General features: G+C 63.4%; 23 protein-coding genes and 2 tRNA genes. 10 read left to right on the forward strand and 15 right to left on the reverse strand.

Features of this window, described 5'->3' with window-relative positions:
- Positions 1-199 precede the first annotated feature (199 nt).
- Positions 200-2,329 carry an ATP-dependent helicase gene (locus BCA01S_RS07915; RefSeq protein WP_027776460.1) on the forward strand — a complete coding sequence of 710 codons (2,130 nt, stop codon included), beginning with the start codon at positions 200-202 and terminating at the stop codon, positions 2,327-2,329.
- Between the two features lie 145 nt (positions 2,330-2,474).
- On the opposite strand, the gene BCA01S_RS07920 is transcribed toward BCA01S_RS07915, so the two are convergent.
- From BCA01S_RS07920 to fdxA, 8 genes are all read right to left on the reverse strand, one after another.
- On the reverse strand, positions 2,475-3,242 hold the full coding sequence (locus BCA01S_RS07920) for a DUF4088 family protein (RefSeq protein WP_027776461.1): 768 nt from the start codon (positions 3,240-3,242) through the stop codon (positions 2,475-2,477).
- Between the two features lie 322 nt (positions 3,243-3,564).
- Positions 3,565-3,894: an AzlD domain-containing protein gene (locus BCA01S_RS07925; RefSeq protein ID WP_027776462.1), complete on the reverse strand. Its 330-nt coding sequence runs from the start codon at positions 3,892-3,894 to the stop codon at positions 3,565-3,567.
- Positions 3,891-4,571: an AzlC family ABC transporter permease gene (locus BCA01S_RS07930; RefSeq protein WP_244145977.1), complete on the reverse strand. Its 681-nt coding sequence runs from the start codon at positions 4,569-4,571 to the stop codon at positions 3,891-3,893. Before BCA01S_RS07930 ends, BCA01S_RS07925 begins: the two co-directional genes overlap by 4 nt.
- A 127-nt stretch (positions 4,572-4,698) precedes the next feature.
- Positions 4,699-5,529 (reverse strand): helix-turn-helix transcriptional regulator, encoded by an 831-nt coding sequence (locus BCA01S_RS07935; RefSeq protein ID WP_027776464.1) that lies wholly within the window; start codon positions 5,527-5,529, stop codon positions 4,699-4,701.
- Between the two features lie 128 nt (positions 5,530-5,657).
- Positions 5,658-6,134, reverse strand: a complete 477-nt coding sequence (locus BCA01S_RS07940; protein WP_027776465.1) for a CreA family protein — start codon at positions 6,132-6,134, stop codon at positions 5,658-5,660.
- 248 nt (positions 6,135-6,382) lie between these two features.
- Positions 6,383-6,458 (reverse strand) — tRNA-Asn (locus BCA01S_RS07945).
- A gap of 62 nt (positions 6,459-6,520) precedes the next feature.
- A tRNA-Asn gene (locus BCA01S_RS07950) sits at positions 6,521-6,596 on the reverse strand.
- A 117-nt stretch (positions 6,597-6,713) separates the two neighbouring features.
- The gene (gene fdxA, locus BCA01S_RS07955; protein ID WP_020069367.1) at positions 6,714-7,037 is read right to left on the reverse strand and encodes a ferredoxin FdxA; all 324 of its coding nucleotides are present in this window, start codon (positions 7,035-7,037) and stop codon (positions 6,714-6,716) included.
- A 292-nt stretch (positions 7,038-7,329) separates the two neighbouring features.
- Here fdxA and pncB point away from each other — a divergent pair, with 292 nt between their 5' ends.
- From pncB to BCA01S_RS07980, 5 genes are all read left to right on the forward strand, one after another.
- A complete protein-coding gene (gene pncB / locus BCA01S_RS07960; protein ID WP_020069368.1) occupies positions 7,330-8,526 on the forward strand; it encodes a nicotinate phosphoribosyltransferase in 1,197 nt (398 codons plus the stop codon).
- A gap of 127 nt (positions 8,527-8,653) precedes the next feature.
- Positions 8,654-9,316, forward strand: coding sequence for a LutC/YkgG family protein (locus BCA01S_RS07965; protein WP_027776466.1), 663 nt, complete (start codon positions 8,654-8,656; stop codon positions 9,314-9,316).
- 75 nt (positions 9,317-9,391) lie between these two features.
- Positions 9,392-10,819 carry a sodium:proton antiporter gene (locus BCA01S_RS07970; RefSeq protein ID WP_027776467.1) on the forward strand — a complete coding sequence of 476 codons (1,428 nt, stop codon included), beginning with the start codon at positions 9,392-9,394 and terminating at the stop codon, positions 10,817-10,819.
- 54 nt (positions 10,820-10,873) lie between these two features.
- Positions 10,874-11,863 (forward strand): 2-hydroxyacid dehydrogenase, encoded by a 990-nt coding sequence (locus BCA01S_RS07975; protein WP_027776468.1) that lies wholly within the window; start codon positions 10,874-10,876, stop codon positions 11,861-11,863.
- Positions 11,860-13,308 carry a DNA recombination protein RmuC gene (locus tag BCA01S_RS07980; protein WP_027776469.1) on the forward strand — a complete coding sequence of 483 codons (1,449 nt, stop codon included), beginning with the start codon at positions 11,860-11,862 and terminating at the stop codon, positions 13,306-13,308. Before BCA01S_RS07975 ends, BCA01S_RS07980 begins: the two co-directional genes overlap by 4 nt.
- 90 nt (positions 13,309-13,398) lie before the next feature.
- On the opposite strand, the gene BCA01S_RS07985 is transcribed toward BCA01S_RS07980, so the two are convergent.
- The 5 genes from BCA01S_RS07985 to BCA01S_RS08005 all read right to left on the reverse strand — a co-directional run bounded on the left by BCA01S_RS07985 (position 13,399) and on the right by BCA01S_RS08005 (position 20,402).
- The gene (locus BCA01S_RS07985; protein WP_006053283.1) at positions 13,399-13,674 is read right to left on the reverse strand and encodes a hypothetical protein; all 276 of its coding nucleotides are present in this window, start codon (positions 13,672-13,674) and stop codon (positions 13,399-13,401) included.
- A gap of 80 nt (positions 13,675-13,754) precedes the next feature.
- Positions 13,755-15,056, reverse strand: a complete 1,302-nt coding sequence (gene moeA, locus BCA01S_RS07990; RefSeq protein ID WP_027776470.1) for a molybdopterin molybdotransferase MoeA — start codon at positions 15,054-15,056, stop codon at positions 13,755-13,757.
- Positions 15,057-15,115: 59 nt separating this feature from the next.
- Positions 15,116-15,754 carry a molybdenum cofactor guanylyltransferase MobA gene (mobA, locus tag BCA01S_RS07995; RefSeq protein ID WP_027776471.1) on the reverse strand — a complete coding sequence of 213 codons (639 nt, stop codon included), beginning with the start codon at positions 15,752-15,754 and terminating at the stop codon, positions 15,116-15,118.
- An 8-nt stretch (positions 15,755-15,762) separates the two neighbouring features.
- The gene (moaA, locus tag BCA01S_RS08000; protein ID WP_027776472.1) at positions 15,763-16,872 is read right to left on the reverse strand and encodes a GTP 3',8-cyclase MoaA; all 1,110 of its coding nucleotides are present in this window, start codon (positions 16,870-16,872) and stop codon (positions 15,763-15,765) included.
- Positions 16,873-17,066: 194 nt separating this feature from the next.
- Entirely contained in the window at positions 17,067-20,402 is a 3,336-nt protein-coding gene (locus BCA01S_RS08005) for an Rne/Rng family ribonuclease (protein WP_027776473.1), read from the reverse strand.
- 733 nt (positions 20,403-21,135) lie between these two features.
- Between BCA01S_RS08005 and BCA01S_RS08010 the strand changes: the two genes are divergently transcribed.
- Genes BCA01S_RS08010 through BCA01S_RS08025 form a run of 4 tightly spaced genes read left to right on the forward strand, consistent with a single transcriptional unit; the run spans position 21,136 to position 24,285 of the window.
- Positions 21,136-22,173, forward strand: a complete 1,038-nt coding sequence (locus BCA01S_RS08010) for an RluA family pseudouridine synthase (protein ID WP_027776474.1) — start codon at positions 21,136-21,138, stop codon at positions 22,171-22,173.
- On the forward strand, positions 22,166-22,825 hold the full coding sequence (locus tag BCA01S_RS08015) for an HAD-IA family hydrolase (RefSeq protein WP_027776475.1): 660 nt from the start codon (positions 22,166-22,168) through the stop codon (positions 22,823-22,825). Before BCA01S_RS08010 ends, BCA01S_RS08015 begins: the two co-directional genes overlap by 8 nt.
- Entirely contained in the window at positions 22,822-23,238 is a 417-nt protein-coding gene (locus BCA01S_RS08020) for a Rieske (2Fe-2S) protein (RefSeq protein ID WP_042318235.1), read from the forward strand. Before BCA01S_RS08015 ends, BCA01S_RS08020 begins: the two co-directional genes overlap by 4 nt.
- A gap of 42 nt (positions 23,239-23,280) precedes the next feature.
- Positions 23,281-24,285, forward strand: coding sequence for a S49 family peptidase (locus BCA01S_RS08025; protein ID WP_027776477.1), 1,005 nt, complete (start codon positions 23,281-23,283; stop codon positions 24,283-24,285).
- Positions 24,286-24,378: 93 nt separating this feature from the next.
- On the opposite strand, the gene BCA01S_RS08030 is transcribed toward BCA01S_RS08025, so the two are convergent.
- Positions 24,379-25,098 carry an SAM-dependent methyltransferase gene (locus BCA01S_RS08030; RefSeq protein WP_027776478.1) on the reverse strand — a complete coding sequence of 240 codons (720 nt, stop codon included), beginning with the start codon at positions 25,096-25,098 and terminating at the stop codon, positions 24,379-24,381.
- Complete coding sequence (locus BCA01S_RS08035) at positions 25,095-25,712, reverse strand: Maf-like protein (protein WP_027776479.1); 618 nt, start codon at positions 25,710-25,712, stop codon at positions 25,095-25,097. The genes BCA01S_RS08030 and BCA01S_RS08035 overlap by 4 nt, the downstream gene beginning before the upstream one ends.
- Between the last annotated feature and the right edge of the window lie 61 nt (positions 25,713-25,773).

The following is a 25,773-nucleotide window of genomic DNA, read 5'->3' on the forward strand; positions in this document are numbered from 1 at the left end:
CAGGTGCGACCTGCTCAACGAAACGGCCCGTTTGCGGAATGCAGACGGGCCGTTTGTTTTGGGCGGCTTGTAAGCGTGCGGCGCGGCGTGCGCGTGACTGCGCAGCAGCCACGCTAAAAAAGGGCGCTTGTGCGCGCGGGTTGTATGGATATACAGTATGCGTCGCCGTTCCCGATCCATCCAACGCCCTTAAAACACCGTGCTTTCCGTCGCCGAAACGCCGTCGCCGTCCGATACCGCCGCCTGGCTTACGAAGCTGAACGACGCGCAGCGCGAGGCCGTCGAATTCGGCACCGACGCGCCTCATTCAACGTCGGGCGCCTTGCTGGTCATTGCGGGCGCGGGCTCCGGCAAGACCAGCACGCTTGCGCACCGTGTGGCCAATCTGATGGTGAAGGGCGCCGATCCGCGCAGAATCCTGCTACTGACGTTTTCGCGTCGCGCGGCGCTGGAAATGACACGCCGCGTCACACGCATCGCCACGACGGCGCTCGGCACGCGCGCCGCGCTCGCGCAAGGGCTGACATGGGCGGGCACGTTCCATAGCGTCGGCGCGCGGCTTCTGCGCGAATACGCAGAACTCATCGGTCTTGCACCGGCCTTTACGATCAACGACCGTGAGGATTCCGCCGACCTGATGAATCTGGTGCGGCACGAACTGGGTCTGTCCGCGAAAGAACGGCGTTTTCCGGCTAAGGGAACCTGTTTCGCGATTTACTCGCGCGTCGTGAACACCGGCGCGTCGCTCGGGCAGGTGCTGGAGAGCGCGTTCCCGTGGTGCCGCGAGTGGGAAGCCGATCTGCGCATGCTGTTTGCTGCCTACGTCGACGCGAAGCAGAAGCAGAGCGTACTCGATTACGACGACCTGCTGCTTTACTGGTCGCATATGGCCGCGGAGCCGGCGATTGCCGCAGATCTGTCGGCGCGCTTCGATCACGTGCTGGTCGACGAATATCAGGACACCAACCGGCTGCAGGCGTCGATTCTCCTCGCGCTGAAGCCGGACGGACGCGGCCTGACCGTGGTCGGCGACGACGCACAGTCGATCTATTCGTTTCGCGGCGCTACCGTGCGCAATATTCTCGATTTCCCGGCGCATTTCGATCCGCCCGCGGTTCAGGTCACGCTCGAACGCAATTACCGCTCGACCGAGCCGATTCTTGCCGCGTCGAACGCGGTGATCGAACTGGCCAGCGAGCGCTATACGAAGAACCTGTGGACCGACAAGGCGTCGGCGCAGCGGCCCCGGCTCGTCACCGTCGCGGACGAGGCCGACCAGGCGCGTTACATCGTCGAGCAGGTGCTCGAGGCGCGCGAGCAGGGCATGACACTGAAGTCGCAGGCGGTGCTGTTTCGCGCCGCGCATCACAGCGCGGCGCTCGAGATCGAACTCACGCGGCGCAACATTCCGTTCGTGAAGTTCGGCGGCCTGAAGTTCCTCGATTCCGTGCACGTCAAGGACGTACTGGCGGTGCTTCGTTGGGCCGAGAATCCGCGCGACCGTGTGGCCGGTTTTCGCGTCGTACAGCTATTGCCCGGCGTGGGGCCGGCCACGGCCGCGAGAGTGCTCGACGAAATCGTCGCGCGCGCCGGCGTGGGCAATCCCGCGGACACCGCGGGCGGAACGCTCGCCGCGTTCGCGCCCCCGCCTCGCGCGCAGGAGGACTGGCATCCCTTCGTCAGGCTGATGTCGAGTGTGTATGGGCGGCAGACGCCATGGCCTGCGGAGTTCGAGATGGTGAGGCGCTGGTACGAGCCGCATCTGGAGCGCAATCATGAAGACGCCGCAATCCGTCATGCCGACGTGTTGCAGATGGAAAGCATTGCGGGCACGTATGCGTCGCGTGAGCGCTTTCTGACGGAACTGACGCTCGATCCGCCCGATGCCACGAGCGACGAATCGGGCGTGCCGCTCATCGACGAAGACTATCTGATCCTGTCCACCATCCATTCGGCAAAGGGACAGGAATGGCGCAACGTGTTCGTGCTGAACGGGGTCGACGGCTGCATTCCGTCCGATCTGGGTACCGGCAGCGAAGAGGAAATCGACGAAGAACGCCGCCTGCTCTACGTGGCGATGACGCGCGCAAAGGAAGACCTGCATATCGTCGTGCCGCAGCGCTTCTACGTGCACAACCAGACGCATATGGGCGATCGTCACGTGTGGGCGTCGCGCACACGCTTTATCCCGGCGCACCTGATGCCTTTGTTCGACGCGTACGCATGGCCGCGCGTGCCGGTGCCCAGTGCGCCGACGGCCGCGGGGCTTGCCGCGGCGGCGCAGGCAAAGATCGAAATCGGAGCAAGGCTCAGGAAGATGTGGGACTGAGCGGCGCTCAGGTGGGTGAGGCGGGCGGTGCCGCGCGGGCTGCTGTAGCTGCACGGGAGGCTTCGCCGGAGTCTCCCTGGATCGCTTTCGGTAGCAGCCAGCGTGCTTAGCATGCTAGCTGCTGCTGGGCAGACGCTGGGCAGAGCTAGCGCGACTGCCGTTGCTGCTGTTGCGGGGCGGGACGCGGCGGCACGAAGAAGTTGCGCAGCCACGCCGCCATTCGCGAAAACACGTCGTACGGTTCCTCGACGAAGATCTCCGGCTTCAGCAGGCGCAGATATTCCATGATCTGTTGCGCTTCCTGCTTCTGGAACGAGCCGTGCGAAATGCCGAGCCGCAGCAGGCCGCGCAGTTCGCCCAGCTTTTCGCGGGCGGTGCTGCCCACGCTCGTTTCGCACGCCACCTTCGCTTCATAAACGCGCTGACGCAGCGATTCCACGAGCCGCCATGCCGGCGTCTGCATGACTTCCTCGAGCGCCTGAATATCCTGCACCGCGCCCTTGATCTGCGCCGAGAGCGGGTCGACCAGAACGGCGTCGCCTTCGGCTTCCTTGACGATCGCCGCCGCCCAGTCGCGACATTGCTTGGCCAACTCTTCCGGCGTCCACTCCGAGCGCGCTGCAAAGCCGAAACCGAATTCGCCGGCCTGCCGCATCAGAATCGCGACGACGTCAGGAAACTCCTTGTCCAGCGTGCGTTTGGCCCATGCATACTGGCCGCCCTGCAACATCCGCTGTACGGCGTGTTCGGTCAGCGGCACCATGTTGTCGAGCAGCTTGGCTCGCAAAAAGTCCTCGAACGAAGGCGTCGCGAACTGCGGATCGAGCTTCAGCGATACGCGCAGAAATGCATCGAAATCCTTGCGCAGCGTCGCAATGGTCTCGTCTTTGAGCGTGAGGGTAATTTGACCCATGTGTCTATCCCGTTTGGTCCTGCCGCGCGGCCTCGTCGTATTCGTCCGGTCGCAAGCGGACCCGGAAGACTGGACGTGCAATGGCTGCGCGTTTGATTCCTGCCTGTTGCCGCGTCTGGCGGGACGTATCCCGACGAGCGGACCTCGACTGCATATCGGCGGATCGACGGGAAACTTAAGGGTTTTGTCGGATAAGAGGCCGGCATTGCAGCGCTGCCTGGACGGTTTTGCGGCTCTCGTCTGGAGCCGACGGGGAACGCGGAAGCCCCGCCACCGGCGGCTTCCGTGTGAGTGAGCCCTTACGTGTCGGACCGCACGCGCGTTATCGCAGCACCACGCCTTGCCAGACGAAAAATACCGTGAGGCCCACGGCGATGGTTACGAGCGGCCGCCGCGTCAGCGCGCTCACGAGCACAGCGGCCAGTGCGCCGACCAGTTGCGGATTGCGCCACGTCAGCTCGGCACCGGTGTCGGCGCCATGCGGCGAGACGGCCATCGGCACGATGATCGCCGTCAGCACGGTGACCGGCACGAAGCCAAGCGCCGTGCGCACCAGAGGCGGAAATACCAGCCGGTCGCCAAGCACGAAGACGGCGGCACGGATCACCCACGTGATGAGCGCCATGCCGAGTATCAAAACGACGTAGTTCATCGCGATCCCTCCGCCGAGCGGCGCGCACGCCGCAATCCGAAGCCCGACGTGGAAAGCAGTACGCCGACCACGACGCCCGCGAAGACGGCGGCGAGCAGTCCGAGCTTGTATGGCCACGCTTGCCAGAAGAAGGCCAGCGTGCCCGCGGTGACCGCGGCCGCGATGTAGCGCAACGCGGTGAGCTGCGGTACGACGATCGCAATGAAAGTGGCGACCATCGCAAAGTCGAGTCCGAGCGATTGAAGTCCGGGGAGGGCAGCGCCGAACAGCAGGCCGGCGACTGTCCACAGCTGCCAGTTCAGATACATCGCGAGACCGGCGCCGAAGAAGTAGTGCGGGCCGACGGTGCCCGGCTCGCGGTTCCGATAGTGCTCCCACGCGACTGCGAATACTTCGTCCGTGAGCAGCGCACCGAGGGCCCAGCGCCAGCGCGCCGGAAGATGCGCGACGTGCGGCGCGAGTGTCGCGCTATACAGAACATGCCGCAGATTGACCACGAGCGTGGTGGCCCAGATCACCGCGAAGCTCGCGTGGCCCGCGATCAGCCCAAGCGCGATAAATTGCGCGGAGCCCGCGAAAACGATGAGCGACATCAACTGGCCGTGCCACAGATGCAGCGGCCCGGACGCGACGAGCGTGCCGAAAATGACGCCGAAAGGCGCCGAGCCGACCATCATCGGGATGATGTCGCGCGCGCCCGTGGTGACTTCCTTTAAACGGACTGAGTGGGTCAAAACTTGCCTCCTTTGAGTCGGGAAGCATAACGGGGCAGGGAGAACCGGGCTTGTACGTTCTTGCGGACGATCACTGTCCCTGCCAGCGTCCGGGCGGCACGCCGAACATGCGCCGAAAGTGCCGCGTGAAATGGCTTTGATCGGTAAAGCCGCTGGCGGCCGCCACGTCTGTTACCGGGACGCCTGCCCGCAACGGCGCAAGCGCGCGTTGCAGGCGCACCTGATTGCGCCAGGCGTGGGGCGGCAGACCTGTCGCGCGGTTGAAAAGGCGCGCGGCGTGGAATGGCGAAAGTCCGGCCGCCTGCGCTACGTCGGCGAGCGTGACCGGTTCGAGCAGGTCGCCTGCCAGGCGTTCTTTCATGACGGCGACGCGAGTGTCGTCGGCGGCCACGCGCGAAGGTTCGGGCAGCGTCTGCGAATAGCGCACGAGCAGCGTGGACAGCGCGTCGAGCATTGCGGCTTCGGCTGCCAGCGCGTCGCTGCCCGCTTCCAGCATGCAGTGCGCGTTCGCGAGCCGCGCGGCAAGGTCGGGATCGTGAATCACGCCGGGCGCGAACCACGGCAAAGGCTGCGGTTTGCCGGCGATCTGATCAGCGAGTTCGTGGATGAACTGCACCGGCGCGTACATTACGCGATAGCGCCAGCCTGCTTCGACTGCCTTCGAACCGGTGTGGAGTTCGCCCGGATTGATGATCGGCACGCCTCCGGCTTCGGCGACATAGTCCGAACCGCGATACCGATAGCCTTCGGCGCCCGCGACGATCACGGGAATCGTGTACGCATCGTGCCAGTGCGGTGCGAACTCGTGGTCGTGATATTCAGCCGTGAGCAGGTCCGCACCGGGCAGAATCGGTGTGCGCCAGTAACGGGCTGAATTCTGGAAACGATGGACGGCGGTCATTGCATGGCTCTCGCACGGCCAGTCAGTTTAGCGCGGCGCGACGGCTGCGGGCATGACGGCGTGCCTGGTTCGGCGGCGCACAGCGTGCGCTTTTTCGTAGGACGTCGCTCGCATTGACCCGCGGTTGGTCACTTCACAGGGATGGTGGTGCCGGCCGGCATCGGCACGGCGCTCACGCTGTTTTTCGCGCTACCGCTGACGACCCGGTCGCTGTAGGTCAGATACACGAGCGCGTTGCGCTTTGTGTCGACCACGCGTACCACATGCAACGCCTTGAAGATTAGCGACATGCTCACCGAAAACACATCGGCTTGCTGTTTCACCGGACCGGTGAAATGAATTGCACCGACCTGACGGCAGGCGATCGACGCCTCCGTGGGATCTTCCGCGATGCCGAGCGTGCCCTTCACGCCACCCGTGCGTGCACGCGACACATAACAGGTCACGCCTTGAACGAGAGGATCGTCGTAGGCCTCGACGACAACCCGGTCGGAACCGGTGATGTGAAAGTTCGTATTGACGCTGCCGACTTCTTCGCCGTGCGCGACAGGCACGGCGACGGTGGCGGCGACTGCGAGCGCGATATGCAACGTGGTGATTTTCATGAGATGGCCGGATTGAGCAGGAAGCGTTGGAGGCGCGGTGCGCGCCGCAAAGCTGTCATCGTATACCGCCGGAAGATTGCCGGACGTTCGGCAACGGCTCGGCAGACGAGCCTTGGAAAAACCGCCGTGAATGATGATGAGTGGAGAACGACGCGCCGATCGCAAATGAGGCGCTCGCCCTGAAGGAAGACCGAAACTGAAGGAGACCAAAAACAAAAAGGCCCGCACGGATGCGGGCCTTTAAATTTTGGCTCCTCGACCTGGGCTCGAACCAGGGACCTACGGATTAACAGTCCGGCGCTCTACCGACTGAGCTATCGAGGAACAGCAGTACAACTTGATCTACATAAAAAAGCCCGTCTTGGTTAACGGGCTTTTGCAATTCTTGGCTCCTCGACCTGGGCTCGAACCAGGGACCTACGGATTAACAGTCCGGCGCTCTACCGACTGAGCTATCGAGGAACAGAAAAACAACAGCAGAGAAGCGAAATTGTAGAAGCAGCGTTGGCGCCTGTCAATACCTTGTGTTCATCTCAATTTGATCCGAACTGCCAGGACGAATGACGGGCTCTCAAACGCTCAGCGCGCGAGCAGGGCGAGCTTTTCCTTGACGTCCTTGAACTCGTCGGCTTCCGGCAGCGGCGCCTTGGTCTTGGTGATGCTTGGCCAGTTCTTGGCGAGATCAGCATTCAACTCGATGAAGTTCTGCTGGTCGCCCGGCACGTCTTCTTCGGCATAAATGGCGTTCACCGGGCACTCGGCCACGCACACTGCGCAGTCGATGCATTCATCGGGGTCGATCGCGAGGAAGTTGGGACCTTCGCGAAAGCAGTCCACCGGGCACACATCGACGCAGTCGGTATAGCGGCACTTGATGCAGCTTTCGGTCACAACGTGAGTCATTCAGGCAGCTCCTGCATGCGGAATCAGGGAAGGCGCAAACGCCAAAAGCGGTATTGTAACGTAACGTCAAGAGGCGCATGCAGCATCGCACAACGCCTTTTATATGTTTTCGTGATTAGTTTATTGCGTGCACAAAGAGTAACGGGTTCGCGCTCAGCGGCGCGAGGGCGGGCCGCTGGGCGCCTGAATGACGGCGCATTCGGGTAACATGCGTCAAGCCGGCGCACGAGGCGCCCCTATGCATGGGTCGAGTCAGGCCTTCCGTACCTCCTGCGGTCCAGTTCGCACCATCATGATTATTACTTCGCTGCTCGACACCGATCTGTACAAGTTCACGATGATGCAGGTGGTTCTGCATCACTTCCCCGCGGCCAACGTCGAGTACCGCTTCCGTTGCCGCACGCCGAACGTCGACCTCGTGCCTTACATCGGCGAGATACGTGACGAAGTGCGCAAGCTCTGCCAGTTGCGCTTCACCGACGAGGAACTCGACTACCTCCGGCGCATGCGCTTCATTAAGGGCGACTTCATCGAGTTCCTCGCGCTCTTTCATCTGAACGAGAAGTACATTTCGATCGAGCCGTCGCCGAAGAACAACGGCGAGATCGACATTGAGATCAAAGGCCCGTGGCTGCACACGATCCTGTTCGAGATCCCGATGCTCGCAATCGTCAACGAGGTCTACTTCCGCAATACGCAGCAGGAACCGGACTACAGCGAAGGCCGTGGGCGCCTGGTCGACAAGATGAAACTTCTGGGCGCGCGGCCGGAATTTGCCGACTGCAAGATTGCCGACTACGGCACGCGTCGCCGCTTTTCGAAGCAATGGCACGAAGAAGTGATCCTCACGCTGAAAGACGGCCTTGGCGAGCAGTTCGCCGGCACGAGCAACGTGTTTTACGCAATGAAGCACAGTCTGACGCCGCTCGGCACCATGGCGCACGAGTATCTGCAGGCGTGCCAGGCGCTCGGCCCGCGGCTGCGCGATTCGCAGATTTTCGGCTTCGAAATGTGGGCGAAGGAATATCGCGGCGACCTTGGCATTGCACTGTCGGATGTCTATGGCATGCAGGCGTTTCTGCGCGACTTCGACATGTACTTCTGCAAGCTGTTCGACGGCGCGCGCCACGATTCGGGCGACCCGTTCGATTGGGGCGAGCGCCTGCTCCAGCACTACGAGGCGAACCGTTGCGATCCACGCACGAAGATTCTGGTGTTCTCCGACGCGCTCGATATTCCCAAGGTGCTGCAGCTCTACGAGCGCTTCCGTGGACGCTGCAAGCTCGCATTCGGCGTGGGCACGAATCTGACCAACGACCTCGGCTACAACCCGCTGCAGATCGTGATCAAGATGGTTCGCTGCAACGGGCAGCCCGTGGCGAAGCTGTCCGATTCGCCGGGCAAGAACATGTGCGAGGACAAGGCGTATCTCGCGTATCTGCGGCAAGTCTTCGGCATCGCGCAGCCCGAGGAAGAGTCGGCGAATTAACGGCTTGCGCACGCGTGTTTCCGCGCGTCTGAAGTGTTCCTATGCCGTTCGGCCAGGGTGTTCGCGTGGAGGGTGGCCGGTATAATTCCGACATATCGCACGGCTATCGACACGAGGACTTTCGCATATGGACACATCGATTGCCCGCCGCAACATTTTGGCGCGCATCCGCGCGGCGCAAGGCCGGGAACTGGAGCCGTCCCCGTCCGAGCGGGAAGCAGCGGCGGACTATCTGGCGCGCCATCCGTCTGGCCCGCGCCCGGATATGCCTGCGGACCTGACCGGGCGGTTCATTGAAGAAGCGCAGAAAATGGCGACCACCGTCGACACGGTAGCGTCGCTCAGCGACGTGCCAACCGCGGTGTATCGCTATCTCGCAGATCACGCGTTGCCGTTGCAAGCCATTGTCTGGGGCACGCTGCAGGATCTGCGCTGGAACGACGCGGGCCTCACGGTCGAATTTCGCAAGCCGAAAGACGGCGACGTAGTGGGCCTGACCGGCTGCTTCTGTGCAACTGCCGAAACGGGCTCGCTCGTGTTGCTGTCCGGCCCGGACACTTATGCGTCAGCCGGTCTGCTGCCGGAAACGCATATTGCGATCGTGCCGGCTTCGCGCATCGTGGCGGGACACGAAGAAGCGTTCGCATTGATCCGCAGTGAGCGGGGCGAGCTTCCGCGTGCGGTCAACTTCATCTCCGGGCCTTCGCGCACCGGGGATATCGAGCAGACCATCGTGCTCGGCGCGCATGGGCCATATCGCGTGCATGTGATTGTCGTACTCGGCGCCTGAGTGAAAACCACGCTTGTCCTCACGCGTGCGTAACGCGGTATTCAAGTCATTTCAACAAAGAAGGACCTCCAGCGTATGACTAGACGTGCCGTGCCGACGTGCATAGTGCTCGTGGCTGCACTGACGCTGACGAGCTGGCCCCAACTGGCCTGCGCCGCCACACTGAAAGGCGCATCGCTGTCCGCGCTCTGGGGATTGCCGTTCGCGGGCATGCTGCTCTCCATTGCCCTCTTTCCTCTCGTCGCACCGACATTCTGGCATCACCATTTTGGCAAGATCGCGGCGGCGTGGGCGCTGGTCTTTCTCGTACCGTTCGCGTTTACATTCGGCTGGGGCATCGCGTTAGGCACGCTAGTGCATGCGTTGCTCGAAGAATACATTCCGTTCATCGTGTTGCTGATCGCGCTGTACACGGTTGCGGGCGGCATCTGCGTGCGGGGCAATCTGCACGGCACGCCGCGCCTGAACACAACGATTCTCGCGCTCGGCACGTTGCTCGCGAGCGTGATGGGCACGACTGGCGCGGCGATGCTCCTCATCCGTCCGTTGCTGCGCGCGAATGACAATCGCCGACACGTGGTGCACGTGGTCGTATTCTTTATCTTTCTGGTCGCGAATGCGGGCGGCTCGCTGTCGCCGCTGGGCGACCCACCGCTCTTCCTGGGCTTCCTGCAGGGCGTCGACTTTTTCTGGACCACCACGCATCTTGCGCTGCCCATGTTGTTCGTTTGCGGTGTGCTCCTAACAGCGTTCTATTTCCTCGACTCGCACTATTTCCATCAGCGTGAAGAAGAGCGCTCGCGTTTTTTTGACCCCACGCCCGACTCGCCGCTCGGCATCGACGGCAAGCTGAATTTCCTGTTACTTGGCGCGGTTGTCGGGCTCGTTCTGATGAGCGGGCTGTGGAAACCCGGCGTCAGTTTCGATGTGCTCGGGACCCATGTAGATTTGCAGAACGCCATACGCGATGTCGCGCTCGTCGTCGTCATGTTGCTTTCGCTCGCACTAACGCCGCGTGCGGCTCGCGAGGGCAACGACTTCAACTGGGCGCCGATCGAAGAGGTGGCCAAGTTGTTTGCGGGCATCTTCGTGACGATTGCACCCGTCATCACAATACTGCGCGCGGGCGAAGCCGGTGCGTTTGCCGGGGTGGTTCACCTGGTGAACGATTCCGCGGGACGGCCGCACGACGCGATGTACTTCTGGGCGACGGGCCTGCTATCTTCGTTTCTGGACAACGCGCCGACGTACCTGGTGTTTTTCAACCTGGCCGGCGGCGATGCTGCGTCGCTCATGACAACCGGCGCCACCACGCTCGCGGCAATTTCGGCGGGCGCGGTGTTCATGGGCGCGAACAGTTATATCGGCAATGCGCCCAACTTCATGGTAAAGGCGATTGCAGAGTCGCGCGGTGTTCGCATGCCAAGCTTTTTCGCTTATCTGGTGTGGTCGGGCGTGGTGTTGCTGCCGCTTTTTCTTGTCACCGGTTGGCTGTTTTTCTGACACTGAGTCTGAAGCCGAGGCCGTCGAACTCGACACGCTATACGGAGAATTGCAATGCAGAAGATCCTTGTCGCCCGTCCGATCTTTCCCGATGTGATCGAACGGCTCAAACAGTATTTCGACGTCGACTGGAACCAGGGCGACGTGCTGTCCGCGGAAGAACTGAAGCGCCGTCTCGTTGACAAGGACGGCGCACTGACCGCGGGCGATCCTGTCGGCGCGGAGGTTCTCGCGGCCGCGCCGCGCCTTCGCGTGGTGTCGAATATGGCGGTGGGTTACAACAACTTCGACATGGCGGCGTTCAACGCAGCCAACGTGCTCGGCACGAATACGCCGGACGTGTTGAACGAGTCGACCGCGGACTTCGGCTGGGCGCTGATGATGGCTGCGGCTCGGCGCATCGCGGAATCGGAGCACTGGCTGCGCGCCGGCAAATGGCAGAAGTGGGCGTACGACGGCTTTCTCGGTGGCGATATCCACGGCTCCACGCTGGGCGTGATCGGCATGGGGCGGATCGGCCAGGCGCTCGCACGGCGCGCGAAGGGCTTCAACATGCAGGTCATTTATCACAACCGCTCCCGGGTCGCGAACGAGATCGAAGCCGAGCTGAATGCCGAATATGTGACGAAGCAGGATCTACTGCGGCGCGCCGATCATGTGGTCCTCGTGCTGCCCTATACGAAGGAGAACCATCACACGATCGGCGCTGCCGAACTCGCGCTGATGAAGCCGAGCGCGACGCTGACCAATATCGCGCGCGGCGGCATCGTCGACGACGCAGCGCTCGTCGAGGCGCTGCGCTCCGGGCAGATCGCCGCCGCCGGCCTCGACGTCTTCGAGGGCGAGCCGAACCTCAATCCCGATTTGCTGAGCGTGCCGAACATCGTGTTGACGCCGCATATTGCGAGCGCAACCGAGGCCACGCGCCGTGCAATGGCCAATCTCGCCGCGGACAATCTGATTGCCGGCCTTGGCGAAGGTCCGCGCGCCGGTCGGCCACGCAATCCGATCAATGCCGAAGTTATCGGCCGGGCGCGTGCATGACGATGATTCTTGTCGCGGCCGTCGCAGTGCTGGCGGTCGCGCTCGTGCTTACCGTGGTCTTGCTGATGCGAGTCCACGGTCGCACTAATGAGCACGAGCAGTTCGAAATGCTGAGCGATCGCATCGACACCGCGGCCGACGCGCAGGCGCATGCCTATGAGCGCCTCGAGCGGCAGTTGCGCAATGACATCACTGAGACCGCGCGCGTGTCGCGTACAGAGCAGAGCAGCGGCTTCGCGCATTTCCAGCAAACGCTGGCCGCGCAATTCAGCAGCATGACGACTGTGCAGGGCGGCAAGATCGACGGATTCGCGCAGCAACTGGACGCGGTGCGTCACAGCCTTCAGCAGCAGGCGCAGCAGGCGCGTGACGAACAGGGACGCTCACTCAAGCAGTTCGGCGATACCCTCAGCCTGCAGCTCGGGCAACTCACGGAGGTAAACGATCGCCGCTTTGCCGAGGTTCGCGCGACCATCGAACAGCGGCTCAAGGACATCGAGGCGAACAATGCCAGCAAGCTGGATGAAATGCGCCGTACCGTCGACGAAAAACTGCACGCCACGCTCGAACAACGCCTTGGCGAGTCGTTTAAGCTCGTGTCGGACCGCCTCGAACAGGTACATCGCGGCTTGGGCGAAATGCAAACGCTCGCGGCCGGCGTCGGCGATCTGAAGAAGGTGCTGACGAACGTGAAAACGCGCGGCACCTGGGGCGAAGTGCAGCTCGAAGCGCTGCTTGAACAACTGCTCACCGCCGACCAATACGCAAAGAACGTGGCCACCGTGCCGAAGAGCGCGGATCGCGTCGAGTTCGCTATCCGCCTGCCTGGACGGGTGGAGGCGGGCGGTGCGGCCACTCCGGTATGGCTGCCCATCGACGCCAAGTTTCCACGCGAAGACTACGAGCGGCTCATCGACGCGCAGGAACGGGCCGACCCCGCCGCAGTGGAAGACGCTTCGCGCGCGCTGGAAGCGAGGATTCGCGCGGAGGCACGCGCCATCGCCGAAAAATACGTGTCGCCGCCGCACACCACCGATTTCGCGCTGCTGTACCTGCCCACCGAGGGTCTCTACGCGGAAGTGCTGCGTCGGCCAGGTTTGTCGGATCTGCTGCAACGCGATTACCGCGTGACGATTGCCGGCCCCACTACGCTAACCGCGTTGCTCAACAGTTTGCAGATGGGTTTTCGCACGCTTGCCATCGAGCGGCGCTCGAGTGAGGTGTGGCAAGTGCTCGGCGCGGTTAAGACCGAGTTCGGCAAGTTCGGCGACGTGCTGGCAAAGACCAAAGCGCAACTCGAAACAGTCACGCGTTCTATTGAGGCTGCCGAGACGCGCACCCGCGTGATGAATCGCAAACTGCGCGATGTCGAGGCGCTGCCCGGAGAGGAGGCGAATGGTCTGATAGGCGGTGCGTTGCCGGGGGTCGATCCCGACGAGCAGTAAGCAGTAACGCTGGCGCGGCGCGTGCGCGTCAGCAGTCCGCGCCTGCCGCGTCCGCCAGCGCGGCGGCAGTGGCGCGGAGCGGGGCACGCATCAGGCTTCTTCCGGTGCGTCGGTCAACTGGATCTCAATGCCGCCGAATCGCGACGCAACCCAGTTGTATGCGTGGCATGCGATCCACAGCAGGATGAAGCCAAGAATCGCATTCAACAGCAGCGCGCTGAACACAGTGCTCAGTTCGACAGAACCGTAGCGCACGAACGCGACGAGCACGCCGAGCAGCACGATCGGTACAGAGAACGTCAGATAGACGAGGATAAGTGCTTTGGCCGTCTGTCCCGGTGCGATGAACGAGATCTGTTTTTTCATGTAAGTCAAACCCGCATGTCGTAGTGGTAATGGGTAAAGCTGAATGTGACCGTGGATGAAAGTGCCGCGAGGCGGATACGTCAGATCAAGCCGTGGAACAGCATGATACTGACGCGTTCGCCCTCGCCAATGTCGCCTTCTTCATGGCCGAGCACGATGAAACAATTGGCCTCGCTCATCGAACTCAATACGCCGGAGCTTTGCGAGCCTGTCGGCGTGACCTGCCACTGGCCGTTCGCGGCCTGGCAAGCTATGCCGCGCTGGAACTCCGTGCGTCCGGCGCGTTTGCGGATCGGCCGCAGGCTCGCCGCGTGAATGAGCGGCAGCGGCTGCGACGCGACACCCGACATGAGCAGCAGCACTTCGCGCACGATCTGATAGAACGTCACCATCACGGCGACCGGATTGCCCGGCAGACCGAAGAATAACGCAGGTCGTCCAAGACCCGGATGCTCGCCGGACCATACGCGGCCAAACGCAAGAGGGCGGCCCGGGCGCATGGCGAGGCTCCAGAACGCGACGTCGCCGAATGTCTGCAACAACTGCCGTGTGAAATCCGCCTCGCCGACTGAAACGCCGCCGGAGGTCAGCACGACGTCGGCACTCTCCGCGGCGCTGCGCAGTGCGGCTTCGAGCGCGGCGGGTTCGTCACGGATCACGCCCAGATCCAGCGCTTCCACATTCAGGCGCCGCAACATGGCGAAGAGCGTGTAGCGGTTGCTGTCGTAGACCGCGCCCGGGTCGAGCGGCTCGCCCACAGAGCGCAGTTCGTCGCCCGTGGAAAAGAAAGCGACGCGCAAACGACGCCGAACATTGATTTCGCCGATGCCGAGTGAAGCCAGCAGGCCAAGGTCGGACGCGCGGATCACGCGGCCCGCATGCAACGCAACGTGGCCGCGAGCGAGGTCCTCGCCGGCCAGCCGCCGGTTTGCGCCGGCCTCTACCGCGTCGGCTGCAAACATGATTGAAGCGGAGTCGGCGTTGCGCTCGACCAGTTCCTGCGGCACCACGGTGTCGCAGCCTTCCGGAACGCATGCGCCCGTCATGACACGCACGCATTGCGCTGCTCCGACGTGGCCATCAAACGGATGTCCCGCCAAAGCTTTGCCGACGACGGTCAGCTCAACCGACTGCGCGCCGCTTCGCAATGCGACGCCGTTGAACGCATAGCCGTCCATTGCGGAATTGACGTGCGAAGGCACGTCGATCGGCGAAACGATGTCTACGGCCAAAACGCGGTCGAGTGCGTCGCGCAAGGCCACGCGTTCGACGGCCGTGACCGGCGTCGCCCACTGGCGGGTAATCGCCTGGGCAGCCGAAACAGGTAGCGCATGAGGATCGTACTGCGCGACGCAGCGGGAAAATTCGTTATGCGTGGTCATGAAGAGCTGGACGTCGCGGCTGGCGGCTAGACGGCGCTTGCCGTGCGGCGGAGCGGGATTCAGCCGGGGCCCCGATGACGCTCGAGGTCGGCGAGTTCTTGTAACGAATTGATATTGTAAAACGCGCGCTCGTCGGTAAAGACGACTTCCACGGTCTTGTGGCGCGCGTACCACGCGCGCACTTTCCGCTCGCCGGCGGCCAGGTAGGCGGCGAGGTCGTCGGCGAGACCAGTGCGCAGCAGCGCGAAAACCGGGTGAAGCGACAGATTCCCGTCGGCGTCAGCGGTTGTAACGGTGGAGATGTCGGCTGCGTTCGCAGCAAGGGCCTGCGCAAGGCGCGCAGCGAGGTCGGCGGGGAGCCACGGCGTGTCGCACGGCGCGCTCAGCAGGTATTCGCTGCGAGCAGTGCGCAGACCGGCCAGCAAACCGGCCAACGGCCCTGGGAATTCAGGCAACGTGTCGGCGACGATCCCTGCGCCGAACGGCGCACCGAGTGCTGCGTAAACGTCCGGGTGGCGATTGGCGCTGATCAGCAGCGCGCCCGTCTGCGGCGCAAGGCGCTTGAGCACATGGGCGGCGAGCGGCTCGCCGTGCAATGTCTGCAAACCCTTGTCGGCGCCGCCCATGCGTGTACCGCGACCGCCCGCGAGCAGCAGGCCGGTAATCTGTTCGCGGGTCGGCGTGGCGGCTTGCCCCATCCCAGCGATCAGCCGCCGATGTACGACATTTCGACGCGCCGCGCGTCCTGCTCGCGTGGGTCGGCGGCGTTGCTGCCGCGCAATTGCGAATAGCGGTCGCTGCGACCTTGCCAGATTTCTGCGACCGCGGTTGCGATTTCGGCGTCGCTTGCCCCGCTGCGCAGCAACGCGCGCAGGTCGTGGCCCGACGATGCGAACAGGCACAGATACAACTTGCCCTCGGTCGAAAGGCGCGCCCGCGTACAGCTCGCACAAAATGCGCGGGTCACGCTGGAAATGACGCCGATTTCGCCGCTGCCGTCGGCATAGCCCCAGCGCTGCGCTGTCTCGGCTGCGCTGTGCGCTTCGAGCGGCGCAAGCGGGAAATGCTCGGCGATGCGCGCGATCACGTCCGCCGACGGCAGCACTTCGGTCATGTTCCAACCGTTGGACGTGCCCACGTCCATGTATTCAATGAAGCGCAGCACGGCGCCCGAGCCTTTGAAATGGCGCGCCATCGACACGATTTCGCTGTCATTCGTACCGCGCTTGACGACCATGTTGACCTTCACCGGCGCGAGGCCGACGGCGTGCGCCGCGGCGATTCCGTCGAGCACGTCGGCCACCGCGAAATCGGCGTCGTTCATGCGGCGAAACAGCATGTCGTCGAGCGCGTCGAGGCTGACGGTTACCCGGGTGAGACCTGCGTCCTTGAGGCTGCGCGCCTTCCGGGCGAGCAGCGAGCCATTCGTGGTGAGCGTCAGGTCGAGCGGGCGGCCGGCTGGCGTAGTGAGTTGCGCGAGGCGTTCGATCAGGAATTCGAGGTTCTTGCGCAACAGCGGCTCGCCGCCCGTCAGGCGAATTTTTTCGACGCCATGCGCGACGAAGAGCCGCGCGAGCCGTTCGATTTCCTCGAAGCTCAACAACGCGCTGTGCGGCAGGAACGCATAGTCCTTGTCGAACACGGCGCGCGGCATGCAGTAGACGCAGCGAAAGTTGCAACGGTCCGTGACCGAAATGCGCAAGTCTCGCAACGGACGCGCGAGCGTATCGTGCAGCGCGCCGCTAGGCGTCTGCACCGGGCCAGAAATGACCGGCGCCGCGCTGAGGTCGGCAACAGGGATGATGCGTCGGGACATGAGTGACTTGCGTTGTGCCAAACGGATAAGGCGATTCCTTCATTCTATCGGAAATGCCTTAAACGGCTGGGCGATGCCGACCCCTGTCGGGGTTTACGGGGAGGGCAGGGAGTTCGCTAGGGCAATGCGTTTCGCGTGCGCAAAAACAAAAAAGCCCGCCGGTGAGGGCGGGCTTTTCGAAGCGGGTTGCAAGCTTATTGCGAATGCTTCCCGGTTTCCACTTGCTGCATCGGTGCCGTGTCGACCGGCGGCAACGGCTTGCGCTCACGCACCACGCGCGGCGGTTTCACCGTTTGCGCAGCGGCTTCTTGTGCTGCGCGCAGCTTGTCGGCATCGGTATTGACCCAGACAAGACCGGCTTGCTCCAACACCGGCTTCAGGGCTTCGGCCGAGACGCCGCCGTTGAACGACGCGCGCGACGCCGACGGCGCTTGCGATGCCTGCGTGGTTTCGGCGACATCGGCGACATCGGCGACTTCGGCGACTTGCGGCGCGGCGGCGACAGGCGCCGGCTCGACCGCTGCTGATTCCGCAGCCGGTGCGACTGCTGCCACGACCGGTTTCGGCTCGACGATCTGCGGTTGCGGTGCCGGCTCGGCGGCCGGGGCCGCGATCACTTCCGCCGGAGCGGCGGCCGCGGGTTCGACGTGAGCCTGCTCGGCTTGCGCTTCAGCCGCCGGCGCAACAGCCGCAGCCTCTTCACGAACGACTGGTTCCACGAGCGATACCGTCTCCGCCGCAGCCGGTGCAGCCTGCGCCGGTTCGACCGGCGCCACGGCTTGTGCAACAGGCGCTTGCTCGACCGGCTCGACCACGGCCGGAGCAGCCGGCACTTCGGCGACCGGCACGACCGTTTCCGTCTTCGCTGCCTTTTCGACGGCGAGTGCCGGCGTTTCGGTTGCAGCGTGGAGCTCCGTGACGACAGCCGTCTCGGTTGCAACGGCGGCAACAACGACTTCCACCGGCGCCACTTCCTTCACTTCCCGGGCTTCGCTCACTTCGGGCTTCGATTGGACCGGCTGATGCGCCGTGCGCACCGGTGCGTCGTCGCTGACGCTGACGTTGTCGCCTTCCGCTTCCGCGACGTCTGCGGCCAGGTTGCCGTTCACGTCTTCCTCACGCTCACGACGACCGCCGCGACGGCCGCGACGGCGACGACGACGCTCTTCGCCGTCACGCGCCACGGCTTCCTGATCGACCGGCGCAGCGTTGTCAGTAACGGCCGTCTGGTTTTGCGCGAGTGCCAGTTCTTCCGCGGTTTGCGCCTCGGCCTGGGTCAACGCATCGGCGGTTTCTGCCTGCGGCTTGCGGCGCTCGCCGCGCTCAGCGCGTTCGCCACGTTCGCGGCGCTCGCCGCGTTCCTGACGCTCGCCACGCTGTGCGCCTTCCGCCGTTTCAGCACGCTCGCCGCCGCGATTGTCGCGCTCGCGGTTGTCACGGCCTTCGCGCGGTTCGCGTGCCTCGCGGGGCTCGCGGCCCTCACGCGCTTCGCGGTTGCCGCGAGGTTCACGAGCCTCGCGCGGTTCACGCGGCTCACGGCCTTCGCGTGCTTCACGCACCTCGCGGCCTTCGCGCGGCTCGCGTTCCTCGCGACGCTGCGAAGGCTGCTGGCCTTGACGGCCGCCGTTCGTCGCTTCGCCACGGGTTGCCGCATCGCGACCACCCGCGCCACTGCGACGATTGCGGTTGCGATCGCCGCCGCGTTCTCCGGTGCGCTCACCGCGCTCCGAACGCTCGCCATGCGGTTGCGGACGGGCGGGCTTTTCGGTAGCCGCAGGCGCAACTGGCGCCGGCGCCGCCGGCTGCATGCCGAACAGATTTTTCAGCCAGCCGATGAAGCCGCCGCTCGCCTGTGTGACCGCGACCGGAGCCGGCGCTGCGACCGGGCGAACCGGCGCGCTTGGCGCCGGCTTCTCGGGCGTGATGCCCTTGACCGCCGCTTCCTGCTTCGGCTTCACTTCTTCGGTGCGCTTGCTGTAGCCGGTTTCCGACTCCAGCTCGCGAGCCGCTTCTTCGGCCATCTTCCACGAAGCGCGCGGTTCGTCGAGGCGCGCGTCGTCGTGGCGCAGACGTTCCAGCTTGTAGTGCGGCGTATCCAGGTGCTTGTTCGGCACCAGCACGACGTTCACCTTGAAGCGCGATTCGATCTTGTTGATTTCCGAACGCTTTTCGTTGAGCAGGAAGGCGGTCACCTCGACCGGCACCTGGCAATGGATCGCCGCGGTGTTTTCCTTCATGGCTTCTTCCTGAATGATCCGCAGCACTTGCAGCGCGGACGATTCGGTATCGCGGATGTGGCCCGTGCCGTTACAGCGCGGGCACGTCACGTGGCTGCCTTCCGACAGGGCCGGACGCAGACGTTGACGCGACAGTTCCATCAGGCCGAAGCGCGAAATTTTGCCCATTTGTACGCGCGCACGGTCGTGCTTGAGCGCGTCTTTAAGGCGTTGCTCGACTTCGCGCTGGCTCTTGGCCGACTCCATGTCGATGAAGTCGATCACGATCAGGCCGCCCAGATCGCGCAGGCGCAGCTGGCGCGCGACTTCGTCGGCGGCTTCGAGGTTGGTGCGCGCGGCCGTTTCCTCAATGTCTGCGCCCTTCGTGGCGCGGGCCGAGTTCACGTCGATTGCAACGAGCGCTTCAGTGTGGTCGATCACGATCGCGCCGCCCGACGGCAGCGGAACCGTACGCGAGTACGCCGTTTCGATCTGATGTTCGATCTGGAAGCGGGAGAAGAGCGGCACGTCGTCGTGGTAGCGCTTCACCTTGCTGACATTGTCCGGCATCACGATGTCCATGAAGGCGCGTGCCTGGTCATGAATTTCGGTGGTGTCGATCAGAATTTCGCCGATGTCCGGCTGGAAATAGTCGCGGATCGCGCGAATCACGAGGCTCGATTCGAGATAGATCAGCATCGGCTGGCCGCTCGAACCGCTCTGCGACGCGGCTTCGATCGCGCGCCACAGTTGCATCAGGTAGTTCAGGTCCCACTGCAGCTCTTCGGCGCTGCGGCCAATGCCGGCCGTGCGAGCGATGATGCTCATGCCTTCCGGCAATTGCAGCTGCGCCATGGTTTCGCGCAGTTCCTGGCGGTCGTCGCCTTCGATCCGGCGCGACACGCCGCCGCCGCGCGGGTTGTTCGGCATCAGAACAAGATAGCGGCCGGCGAGCGAGATGAAGGTGGTGAGGGCTGCGCCCTTATTGCCGCGCTCTTCCTTTTCGACCTGAACGATCAGTTCCTGACCTTCCTTCAGCGCGTCCTGAATGCGCGCGGAGCGCATGTCGACGCCGTCGCGGAAATACTGGCGGGCGACTTCCTTGAACGGCAGGAAGCCGTGGCGGTCTTCGCCGTAGTTGACGAAACAGGCTTCGAGCGACGGCTCGATGCGGGTAATGATGCCCTTGTAAATATTGCCTTTGCGCTGTTCGCGCCCGGCGGTTTCGATGTCGATGTCAATGAGTTTTTGCCCATCGACGATGGCAACGCGCAGTTCTTCCTGCTGCGTCGCATTGAACAACATGCGTTTCATGGAACGGCTCCAGTGCGGCTCGGCCGGCGCGCGTCGCCTTCGCGGTTGTCAGTCGCGAGCGCGAAGCGGGCAGCGGCATGCCGCGCCTTATTGTGTTTTCACAAGCACGCTGGAGCGGGAAAAATGGCGGGAGAATTGCCTGAGAGGGCCCGGCTCCATAAAGAAGGAGCGCGGTGCCGCAGGGCACATGCGAACACGGCTTCAAATAACGACCCGACACGCCGCGGGTTCTGCCAGCAGACCTTCATAAGCCTTTCGTTCCCTCTCGCCGGTGCGCCAACTGGGCGCGTGACCGGAGGGTCGAAGGCTGCGGTCGTGCCGCAACGGGAAGTTCGCGCAAGCGGCGCGTCTTTTCCTGCTGGGGGTGTCTCGCCTCATTTTGACGTCGCCAAGTCTTGTACTTTCTACAAGACGCCATGGGCGCACGCCGTATTTTCGCAACTCGCAGCTTCGTACAGCGGGACGTGAGACGCCCGATACCGAAGCTGGAAGTTAAATTCTTTTTTACCAAAATTCCGTTACCGTCGAAGCCGACCTTGACCGAACGCGCCTGTGGGCGCCGTCCCTGCCGGGTGCTGACTTCGTGCGTGCAACTTGTTGCATCTCATTTTCAGGGTGAGCAACCAGACCCCGGCACAAGTAAAATAACGATTTACGCTTGCACCTGCGCAATCCGCCCGAATTCCGGACACTGCGCCGGCCGCCGCAGACTGCTGGGCAAATTATATTCAGAATGAAAGAGTTAGGCAAAATATCCCAGAAATCGGTGACAAGCGCGGTCGCGAGCGATCAGGTCTCAGTGATCGAGATCGACGACAGTGCGGCCGGACAGCGCATCGACAACTTTCTGTTGCGAGTCTGTAAAGGCGTCCCCAAGAGCCACATTTATCGCATCCTGCGTAGCGGGGAAGTGCGTGTGAACAAGGGCCGGATCGACGCGCAGTACCGGCTCGAACTCGGCGATCTCGTGCGCGTGCCGCCCATTCGCGTCGCGCAGCCCAATGAGGCGGTGGCGCAGGCGCCGGTGCCCAGCGCTGAGTTCAGAACCATTTTCGAAGACGAACACCTGCTCGTCATCGACAAACCGGCGGGTGTCGCGGTGCACGGCGGCAGCGGCGTCGCGTTCGGCGTGATCGAGCAGATGCGCGAGGCGCGGCCGCAGGCGAAATTCCTCGAACTGGTGCATCGGCTGGATCGCGAAACCTCCGGCATCCTTATGCTCGCCAAGAAGCGTTCGGCGCTCGTGAATCTTCACGACCAGATTCGCGAGAACAGGATGGATAAGCGCTACTATGCGTGCGTTCATGGCGAATGGGCGAGCGACTGGGGGCGCCGCCGCGCCGTCAAGGAGCCGCTGCACAAATACCTGACCGCGGACGGCGAGCGGCGCGTGCGCGTGCAGGCCGACGGTCTGGCGTCGCACACGGTCTTCAATCTGATCGACCGTTGGCCCGACTACGCGTTGCTCGAAGCAGAGTTGAAGACGGGCCGCACGCATCAGATCCGCGTTCATCTGCAGCATCTGGAACTGCCGATCGTCGGCGATGCCAAATACGGCGACTTCGCGCTGAACAAGGCGCTGGCTCGCGCGAATGCCAAACCCGGGCTCAAGCGTATGTTCCTGCATGCTTACCGGCTGAAGCTAACGCACCCGGCAACCGGCGCGCCGCTGCAACTGGAGGCGCCGTTGCCGGCCGAATGCCGCAATTTCATCGCGCAGCTCAACGAATTAAGAAATGGGTCACACCCGGAGACGGCACCGCATGGCTAGAGAGCAATTTGACCTGATCGTCTTCGACTGGGACGGAACGCTGATGGATTCCACCGCGCACATCACGCGCAGTATCCAGGCAGCATGCCGTGATCTCGGTCTGCCGGTTCCAGCGGACGAAGCCGCGAGCTATGTGATCGGCCTGGGCTTGCGCGACGCGCTGCAAATCGCGGCGCCCACGCTCGATCCGAGCGACTACCCGCGGCTCGCCGAGCGCTACCGGTTCCACTATCTGGTGAAAGATCAGACCACCGAGTTGTTCGTCGGCGTGCGCGAAATGCTGCAGGAGTTGCGCGATCAGGGCTATCTGCTGGCGGTGGCGACGGGTAAAAGTCGCGTTGGACTCAACCGCGCGCTCGATCAGGTTCGGCTGACCAGCCTGTTCGACGGCACCCGCTGCGCGGATGAGACGTTTTCAAAGCCGCATCCAGCCATGTTGCACGAACTGACGCGCGAACTGGGGCAGGACCCGGTGCGCACGGTGATGGTCGGTGATACGACCCATGATCTGCAGATGGCGATCAACGCGGGAGTCGCCGGTGTCGGCGTGACCTACGGCGCGCATCCGGCCGGGTCGTTGAGCGCGCTGTCGCCGAGATATGTCGCATCCAGCGTGGGTGCGCTGTCGTCCTGGTTGAGGGAGAACGCATGAGCACCGGCGTGAACGAGGGCGGCGGCGAGGCTACCGTTCAGGCGGTTCGGGTGTGCGCATCCGGGGAACTCGTGGACGGCGGACTGGGCGTGCGGCGTGCCGCCAGAATCGGTGCAGATGAAGTCGTGGTGTTTTTCGTGCGCTACGAGGGCCGTGCTCACGGCTATCTGAACCGTTGCGCTCACGTTCCGATGGAGCTGGATTGGGCTGAGGGACAGTTCTTTGAATCGTCCGGTTTATACTTGATGTGTGCCACACATGGGGCGATTTACGCCCCGGATACCGGCAAATGCGTAGGCGGTCCGTGCCGTGGCGGCAGGCTGCGGGCCTTGCAGGTAGACGAGCGCGATACGCCCGAGGGCCGCGCTGTGTTCTGGCTTCCCGACGGGGAATTGCAACCCGCCGCGTCCTGATCCGCGTTTTGATCTGTCTTCCTCGGAAATTCCACTGCACGCATGTCCGACAATTTGACGCCTGAAACGAAAGAACCGGCCATGAGCGGCCGTAGCCGCGTCTCCGCCGACGAGCCTGGCTGGGAACGCGCGGCGCTCGAGCGCATAGCGCTCGCTGCAATCAACGAACAGCGTGCCGCTCGCCGCTGGAAAATCTTCTTCCGTCTGCTGTTTCTCGTCTTGCTGGGACTGGTGATCTGGGCGGTGTTCATATTTTCCGGCGACAAGCTGGCGGCTACGGGCCGTCATACAGCATTGATCGCACTTGACGGCGAAATCTCCGCAGATACAAACGCTAACGCCGAAGATATCGGCGCGGCGCTCGAAAGTGCGTTCGGCGACGCGGGCACGGCCGGGGTGATCCTTCGCTGCAATAGCCCGGGTGGCAGTCCCGTGCAAGCGGGCATCATCTACGACGAAATCCGTCGATTGCGGGTGAAACATCCGTCTATTCCGCTATACGTCGTCGTGGGTGACATGTGTGCATCGGGTGGTTACTACGCCGCCGCCGCCGGCGACAAGATTTATGTCGACAAGGCGAGCATCGTGGGCTCGATTGGCGTGCTGATGGACAGCTTCGGTTTTACCGGTCTTATGGACAAGCTGGGCATCCAGCGCCGACTGCATACGTCTGGCGAGAACAAGGGCTTTTACGACCCGTTCTCGCCCGAAACGCCGAAGATGGACGCGCATGCGCAAGAAATGCTCGATCAGATCCACGGGCAATTTATCGACGCAGTTCGCCAGGGTCGCGGCAAACGCCTTCACGAAACGCCCGACATGTTCTCCGGGCTCTTCTGGACCGGTCAGAAAAGCGTCGAACTGGGCCTCGCCGACGGTTTTGGCGACGCCAATTTTGTGGCGCGCGAGATTATCAAGGCGCCGGACATCGTCGACTATACGGTGAAGGAAAGCATCACCGACCGCGTCGCGCGCAAATTCGGCGCGGCCGTCGGCAATGGCGCTGTGCACGCGATGGCGCTGGGCGGTAAGCTCAATTTGCGCTGATCGGAGCGAGGCGCACCTATCGCAAAAGCCCCGCGCGGTCGTTCGGACCGGTCGGGGCTTTTTTGCGTCGAAGTGGCTCGGAGGCCGTTTCGTTCAGGCGGCCAGTATCAGAAAAATCGCCGGCCGCTTATGCAGATCGAGTGCCGGTTTCTTCTTCCAGTCGGCCACCGTGTGGCTGCGGATCGTTTCCGTTTGCAGCGTCAGATCCACGGCGACACAAACAAGTGTCGACGGAGCGCAGGTCGCCAGCAAGGTGTCCAGCAGTGCGCGGTTGCGATACGGCGTTTCAATGAAGATCTGCGTCTGCTTGCCTTTGCGGGATGTCAGTTCGAGATCGCGCAGACGTTTGGCCCGGTCGGCCGCGTCGACCGGCAAATAGCCGTGGAAAGCAAAACTTTGGCCGTTGAGCCCGGAAGCCATCAGCGCAAGCAGGATCGAGCTCGGTCCTACGAACGGCACGACCTTGACTCCGCGTTCGTGCGCCCGCCGCACCAGCAGCGCGCCCGGATCGGCTACCGCGGGGCAACCCGCTTCGGACACGAGCCCGGCGTCCGTGCCGGCCAGAACCGGCGCAAGCAGTTTGTCGATCTCGCCGGCCGGCGTGTTGACGTTCAGTTCGCGGATCTCGATTTCCTGGATGGGCTGCTCGGTGCCGACTTTCTTCAGAAATGCTCGCGTGGTCTTGGCGTTTTCGCCGATGTAGTACCGCAGTGCCGCGGCGCGGGCCCGCACCGGGGCCGGCAGGACGGCGTCGAGCGCGTCGGCGTCGCCTTCGCCTAGCGTATTCGGAATCAGATAGAGCGTGCCGCTCATTGCGCCCCCAATAACGGATAACCCGCCGTCAGCAGCATGTCCGACAGGGCAATCAGCGGCAGGCCGACCAGCGCAGTCGGATCGTCGGAATGGATGGCTTCGAGCAGCGCAATGCCGAGCCCTTCGGACTTGGCGCTGCCGGCGACGTCGTACGGCGTTTCGGCCAGAAGATAGGCTTCGAGCGCTGCGTCCGGCAGTTCGCGGAATCGCACGCGGGTGATCACGTCGACGCTCTGGGCGGTTCGCGAGCGGCTGTCGAACAGACACAGTGCACTATGAAACAGCACCTCGCGGCCGCGCATTGCTTGCAATTGTGCGAGCGCATTGTGGTGAGTCCCCGGCTTGCCGATTTGCAGGCCGTCGTAAGTGGCGACCTGGTCGGAGCCGATTACGAGGACGGCTTCGCCGGCGGGAAGCGCGTTGGCCACCGCTCGAGCCTTCGCCTCGGCGAGCCGCAAAGCGGTGGCGTCGGGTGTTTCGCCGGCGTGCGCGGTTTCGTCGATCGCGGGCACCGCAACGTCGAATGGAATGCGAAGGCGTTCAAGCAACTCGCGTCGATAGGGCGAACTCGACGCCAGAATGACGCGTGGCGGGCTTTGTGGGGAGTCTGGCATGGGCGATCAACGGCTAAAAGGGCGGGACGTACGACGTTGCGCGGAGGTCGCGCTGGTACGA

Origin of the sequence: Paraburkholderia caledonica NBRC 102488 (assembly GCF_000685095.1) — a bacterium.
In the GTDB taxonomy this organism is placed as follows: Bacteria; Pseudomonadota; Gammaproteobacteria; order Burkholderiales; family Burkholderiaceae; genus Paraburkholderia; species Paraburkholderia caledonica.